This window comes from Suipraeoptans intestinalis, assembly GCF_009696485.1.
Classification (GTDB): domain Bacteria; phylum Bacillota; class Clostridia; order Lachnospirales; family Lachnospiraceae; genus Suipraeoptans; species Suipraeoptans intestinalis.
This window is the reverse complement of sequence record NZ_VULY01000016.1, coordinates 1-5383: the sequence shown is the minus strand read 5'-3', so window position 1 is coordinate 5383 and position 5383 is coordinate 1. Positions and strand designations below refer to the sequence as shown.

General features: G+C 47.0%; 8 protein-coding genes and 2 pseudogenes. 5 read left to right on the top strand and 5 right to left on the bottom strand.

Features of this window, described 5'->3' with window-relative positions:
• Window positions 1–172 precede the first annotated feature (172 nt).
• From FYJ34_RS00710 to FYJ34_RS00695, 5 genes are all read left to right on the top strand, one after another.
• Window positions 173–538: a hypothetical protein gene (locus tag FYJ34_RS00710; RefSeq protein ID WP_154475347.1), complete on the top strand. Its 366-nt coding sequence runs from the start codon at window positions 173–175 to the stop codon at window positions 536–538.
• Window positions 539–607: 69 nt separating this feature from the next.
• On the top strand, window positions 608–1054 hold the full coding sequence (locus FYJ34_RS00705; RefSeq protein WP_154475345.1) for a TadE family protein: 447 nt from the start codon (window positions 608–610) through the stop codon (window positions 1052–1054).
• A 76-nt stretch (window positions 1055–1130) separates the two neighbouring features.
• Complete coding sequence (locus FYJ34_RS00700; RefSeq protein ID WP_235899156.1) at window positions 1131–1673, top strand: DUF6382 domain-containing protein; 543 nt, start codon at window positions 1131–1133, stop codon at window positions 1671–1673.
• On the top strand, window positions 1667–1858 hold the full coding sequence (locus FYJ34_RS13045; RefSeq protein WP_235899155.1) for a hypothetical protein: 192 nt from the start codon (window positions 1667–1669) through the stop codon (window positions 1856–1858). The genes FYJ34_RS00700 and FYJ34_RS13045 overlap by 7 nt, the downstream gene beginning before the upstream one ends.
• A 245-nt stretch (window positions 1859–2103) precedes the next feature.
• Entirely contained in the window at window positions 2104–2451 is a 348-nt protein-coding gene (locus FYJ34_RS00695) for a hypothetical protein (protein ID WP_154475343.1), read from the top strand.
• Window positions 2452–2860: 409 nt separating this feature from the next.
• Here FYJ34_RS00695 and FYJ34_RS13040 read toward each other — a convergent pair.
• From FYJ34_RS13040 to FYJ34_RS12655, 5 genes and pseudogenes are all read right to left on the bottom strand, one after another.
• A pseudogene (locus FYJ34_RS13040) lies at window positions 2861–3528 on the bottom strand (DUF6382 domain-containing protein).
• 136 nt (window positions 3529–3664) lie between these two features.
• A complete protein-coding gene (locus FYJ34_RS00680; RefSeq protein ID WP_154475337.1) occupies window positions 3665–4198 on the bottom strand; it encodes a TadE family protein in 534 nt (177 codons plus the stop codon).
• Window positions 4180–4701: a prepilin peptidase gene (locus tag FYJ34_RS00675; RefSeq protein WP_173017035.1), complete on the bottom strand. Its 522-nt coding sequence runs from the start codon at window positions 4699–4701 to the stop codon at window positions 4180–4182. The genes FYJ34_RS00680 and FYJ34_RS00675 overlap by 19 nt, the downstream gene beginning before the upstream one ends.
• 58 nt (window positions 4702–4759) lie before the next feature.
• The gene (locus tag FYJ34_RS00670) at window positions 4760–4996 is read right to left on the bottom strand and encodes a hypothetical protein (RefSeq protein WP_154475333.1); all 237 of its coding nucleotides are present in this window, start codon (window positions 4994–4996) and stop codon (window positions 4760–4762) included.
• 35 nt (window positions 4997–5031) lie between these two features.
• Window positions 5032–5383 (bottom strand): annotated as a pseudogene (locus FYJ34_RS12655) (pilus assembly protein); the annotation flags it as partial.

Sequence of the window (5383 nt, the reverse complement as noted above, 5' to 3'; positions counted from 1 at the left end):
AAGGAGGAAATGCTCCAGATGTGGGAATTAGACAGATGCGTATGCGGCATACTGCTGGGGACCTTGGCAGTGCTCGACTATAAGAAAAAGCAGGTTCCCATAAGTCTGCTGGCGATAGGTGGAGTCCTGGCTTTGTGCTTTTGCATCGGAGAGGGACCGGGATGGGCAAACATTGGCAGGCGGCGCAGTGGGAAGCGCCTGCCTGCTGCTCAGCAAAGTCACGGGAGAACAGATAGGATATGGAGACAGTATAGGTATTTTGGAAATGGGGATCTATCTGGGAGGATGGAACCTGCTTCAGGTGCTGCTGCTGGCTTTCTTTTTTCTGGGGATCCGGGCAGGAATCTGTATGGCAAGACGAGGATTCAAAAAGAGATGTGTATTCCCTTTTATCCCTTTTTATGGATGGGATACAGCCTGCTGTGGGCTTGGAAGGATTCCTGTGAATCAGAAGGGGCGATCAGAAAAAGACAAGGAAGAGGAAGAGATTAGGGAGGGAGCAAAGAAGAGAAACCAGCCATGGGCGGAAGTCAAATGAAAGCAGGAGGCGAAGATAGGAACTGGCAGACAGAAAGACAAAAAGGGAAGACAGGGAGAAAGGCGGAGAATGGACAAAGGATCCGAGATGACAGTGGGACAGACCCGGAGGAAAGCAGAAAAAATTTTATGGATAAAAGGCGGATTTACGATAGAAATGTCCCTTTTAATGCCGCTGCTTCTTTTTATGGGGATGCAGTGTGTATTTCTGATGTTTTTCTTTCATGACAAAAATATAGTGGAAGGAGCAGTGTATGAGGCCCTGGCCTCTACCGTCACAAGAGGAAAAGAGGCGGAGGATGTAAAAGAAGGAGTCATACTGGAAAGATTTTATGAAAGGCTCCAGGGGAAATGCCTGTTACTTTCCGATATTCGGGGAAGTGTAAAGAAGGAAGGGGGAAAAGTGGTACTGGAGGCCACGGCAAATAAGTTTGGTTGGAAGGTTATCGTCAGAAGAAAGTGGCAGGTGCTTTGGCAGGAGGATTATATCCGGAGGCTTCCCGACATTTTGAAATAGACAGGTGAAACATGAAGAGGGAAGGAAACCGGAAAAACAGAGGAGAAGCGAGAAAACAAGGCCAAAAGGAGTGAGGATGGAAAGAAGGATCAGCATCAGGGAAAAGGGATATTATGAAGAAGATTATCAGATGCGGATGCTGCGCATAAATTCAACAGAATATTTGCTGCGCGTGATGGGCAGAGGGATTGATGACAGCAGTTGTTACGAATATGAAGTGAGCGGAAAGGTGTCCATGAGCGCCATGTTTGAAAGAGGAAACATGAGAGGCAGGGATGTGGAACTGCTGATGGACAGTATCAGAGAAGCGATCCGCGAGACAGAGAGGCATTTATTGAACATTCACTGCCTTTTGCTGCAGCCGGAATATATTTTTTATGAAGAGAAAAAGTTTTATTTTTGTTACTTTCCTCCTTCCAAAGAGAATATATGGGAGGGTATCCACAGGCTGACAGAGTATCTGGTAAAACATATAGATTATGAGGACCCGGCAGGGGTAGAGGGAGTATTTTTTCTGCATAAGAAGACAATGGAGGAAAACTATAGTCTGGAAAAGATCAGCCGGGAATACAAGACGCTGCTATCCGGCGGCTTCGGGAGCAAAAAGAAGCGATGGTAGCAGGAACAGAAGAAAAAGAAACAGAAACCGTCTGTTGGGAGAAGTGGGAAGAGGAAGGAGAAATGGAGCCCATATTGATCAGAGAAGCAAAGCAGTTTTGGGAGCCGGTAAAAAATCTTTTAAAACGGAGAAAAAAGAAAAAATGGGGAGACTGGGAAGGGTTTTCCCGGGAAGAAATCCGGTAAGAGATTTGGTAAGAGATCCAGGGAGGAGCCCTTGGCGATATTTATGAAAAACAGTCCTTTCCCGGAATGCGCTGAAAAGTCCGGAGCCGATCTGCAGAAGAGGGACAGCACCTGAGATACCTGAAGGGAGTGACAAGAAAACAGGAAAGTGTTAAAATGAAATCCAGAAGAATCGATGAGATCCCGGAGCTACAGAACATATTACAGAGAAAGTAAAAGGCAGGAGGAAGCAAAAGGAGAGGCAGATGGAAACAGGGAGATGGATAAAATCAGCGTCCTTTTGGCTGGTAGTCATAAATGTTGTGATTTTTTGGAATGTCGCTATGGGAGATCCAGGATGCAGGATTCGTGTTGGGCACGGGGATTATGTCCGTTTGTGTGGAGAAGAAGATATTATCGCTTTTACCTGTATGTTTTGCATTCACGCGACATCTGTGAATAACATGGTGGATTGCTGGCCATGGGAAGTCATCCACAACTGGAAGCAGTTGATCCGTATCGGGAGCACTGGAGCCTGTCCGTGGATGCTCCCAGCCAGCAATCCCACCATGTATCACCAGATGTGTCGCGTTGAAATGCAAAACTACAGGTAAACGCCGATAATTTCTTCTTTCTCCGCACACGGACTACATCCCCCGTGCCCCAACACGAATCCTGCATCCTGGGATCTCCCATAGCCGACATTCCCAAAAATATCACAACATTTATGACTACCAGCCAAAAGGACGCTGATTTTATCCATCTCCCTGTTTCCATCTGCCTCTCCTTTTGCTTCCTCCTGCCTTTTACTTTCTCTGTAATATGTTCTGTAGCTCCGGGATCTCATCGATTCTTCTGGATTTCATTTTAACACTTTCCTGTTTTCTTGTCACTCCCTTCAGGTATCTCAGGTGCTGTCCCTCTTCTGCAGATCGGCTCCGGACTTTTTCAGCGCATTCCGGGAAAGGACTGTTTTTCATAAATATCGCCAAGGGCTCCTCCCTGGATCTCTTACCAAATCTCTTACCGGATTTCTTCCCGGGAAAACCCTTCCCAGTCTCCCCATTTTTTCTTTTTTCTCCGTTTTAAAAGATTTTTTACCGGCTCCCAAAACTGCTTTGCTTCTCTGATCAATATGGGCTCCATTTCTCCTTCCTCTTCCCACTTCTCCCAACAGACGGTTTCTGTTTCTTTTTCTTCTGTTCCTGCTACCATCGCTTCTTTTTGCTCCCGAAGCCGCCCGGATAGCAGCGTCTTGTATTCCCGGCTGATCTTTTCCAGACTATAGTTTTCCTCCATTGTCTTCTTATGCAGAAAAAATACTCCCTCTACCCCTGCCGGGTCCTCATAATCTATATGTTTTACCAGATACTCTGTCAGCCTGTGGATACCCTCCATATATTCTCTTTGGAAGGAGGAAAGTAACAAAAATAAAACTTTTTCTCTTCATAAAAAATATATTCCGGCTGCAGCAAAAGGCAGTGAATGTTCAATAAATGCCTCTCTGTCTCGCGGATCGCTTCTCTGATACTGTCCATCAGCAGTTCCACATCCCTGCCTCTCATGTTTCCTCTTTCAAACATGGCGCTCATGGACACCTTTCCGCTCACTTCATATTCGTAACAACTGCTGTCATCAATCCCTCTGCCCATCACGCGCAGCAAATATTCTGTTGAATTTATGCGCAGCATCCGCATCTGATAATCTTCTTCATAATATCCCTTTTCCCTGATGCTGATCCTTCTTTCCATCCTCACTCCTTTTGGCCTTGTTTTCTCGCTTCTCCTCTGTTTTTCCGGTTTCCTTCCCTCTTCATGTTTCACCTGTCTATTTCAAAATGTCGGGAAGCCTCCGGATATAATCCTCCTGCCAAAGCACCTGCCACTTTCTTCTGACGATAACCTTCCAACCAAACTTATTTGCCGTGGCCTCCAGTACCACTTTTCCCCCTTCCTTCTTTACACTTCCCCGAATATCGGAAAGTAACAGGCATTTCCCCTGGAGCCTTTCATAAAATCTTTCCAGTATGACTCCTTCTTTTACATCCTCCGCCTCTTTTCCTCTTGTGACGGTAGAGGCCAGGGCCTCATACACTGCTCCTTCCACTATATTTTTGTCATGAAAGAAAAACATCAGAAATACACACTGCATCCCCATAAAAAGAAGCAGCGGCATTAAAAGGGACATTTCTATCGTAAATCCGCCTTTTATCCATAAAATTTTTTCTGCTTTCCTCCGGGTCTGTCCCACTGTCATCTCGGATCCTTTGTCCATTCTCCGCCTTTCTCCCTGTCTTCCCTTTTTGTCTTTCTGTCTGCCAGTTCCTATCTTCGCCTCTGCTTTCATTTGACTTCCGCCCATGGCTGGTTTCTCTTCTTTGCTCCCTCCCTAATCTCTTCCTCTTCCTTGTCTTTTTCTGATCGCCCCCTTCTGATTTCACAGGAATCCTTCCAAGCCCCACAGCAGGCTGTATCCCATCCATAAAAAGGGATAAAAGGGAATACACATCTCTTTTTTGAATCCTCGTCTTGCCATACAGATTCCTGCCCGGATCCCCAGAAAAAGAAAGCCAGCAGCAGCACCTGAAGCAGGTTCCATCCTCCCAGATAGATCCCCATTTCCAAAATACCTATACTGTCTCCATATCCTATCTGTTCTCCCGTGACTTTGCTGAGCAGCAGGCAGGCGCTTCCCACTGCGCCGCCTGCCAATGTTTGCCCATCCGGTCCCTCTCCGATGCAAAAGCACAAAGCCAGGACTCCACCTATCGCCAGCAGACTTATGGGAACCTGCTTTTTCTTATAGTCGAGCACTGCCAAGGTCCCCAGCAGTATGCCGCATACGCATCTGTCTAATTCCCACATCTGGAGCATTTCCTCCTTCCCCTTGCTTCTGAGACCGGGATGGAATAAACCGTCCTTTTCAACCCGCTGCAGGATAAGGACCTGTGATATCTGTCTCCCGTAGTGGTAATATAGCAGGCCTTTCCTTTTTTCTTACAAATAGGACAGGCATAATACTTGCCTCCACTTTCATTGCGCAGCCCGGAAATCTGACTTTTTCTACCTGTCGTATGGAAAGATCCAAATGGGTGCAGTTGGGATCCTTATGGTACACCAGCCCTGTTTCCGTTACATACACCACCTCTTCCCCGTCCATGTCTCCTCCCGCCGGTTCATAGCCTACCCATCCTTTTATTTTATATGTTCCGTCAACAGGATCGGCGGAATGTGAAATAGGGGGATCGGAATCTTCACCTTGTATGTTACCTGCAGTTTTCCGATTCCAGTCAGCGGAGAAAGAGTCGATCCGCTACAATCAATGCCGCTGCTGCCGCCTTGCAGGATGCTCCCGTCCAGCCTTGATCTTCCGACGGATTCCACAATATCCGCCTCTGCCTTTCCCGGATTCAACAGGGGAATCTCTGCCGCCTCCTGCATCGCATTCCTGCCGGCATATTGAAGCCCTTCCCGTACAGCAATCTGCAGACTCATGATCTCCAGCAAATAGAGGAAGGTGATGACTGTGATCAGAAAAAGCGGGGCG

What these genes read in the sequence shown, in the direction of transcription:
- FYJ34_RS00695 (WP_154475343.1), top strand. Translation starts at nt 2,104, where the DNA reads ATGGAAACAGGGAGATGGATAAAATCAGCGTCCTTTTGGCTGGTAGTC.
- FYJ34_RS00680 (WP_154475337.1), bottom strand. Translation starts at nt 4,198, where the DNA reads ATGGGCGGAAGTCAAATGAAAGCAGAGGCGAAGATAGGAACTGGCAGA.
- FYJ34_RS00670 (WP_154475333.1), bottom strand. Translation starts at nt 4,996, where the DNA reads ATGGACGGGGAAGAGGTGGTGTATGTAACGGAAACAGGGCTGGTGTAC.
- FYJ34_RS00675 (WP_173017035.1), bottom strand. Translation starts at nt 4,701, where the DNA reads ATGTGGGAATTAGACAGATGCGTATGCGGCATACTGCTGGGGACCTTG.
- FYJ34_RS00700 (WP_235899156.1), top strand. Translation starts at nt 1,131, where the DNA reads ATGGAAAGAAGGATCAGCATCAGGGAAAAGGGATATTATGAAGAAGAT.
- FYJ34_RS00705 (WP_154475345.1), top strand. Translation starts at nt 608, where the DNA reads ATGGACAAAGGATCCGAGATGACAGTGGGACAGACCCGGAGGAAAGCA.
- FYJ34_RS13045 (WP_235899155.1), top strand. Translation starts at nt 1,667, where the DNA reads ATGGTAGCAGGAACAGAAGAAAAAGAAACAGAAACCGTCTGTTGGGAG.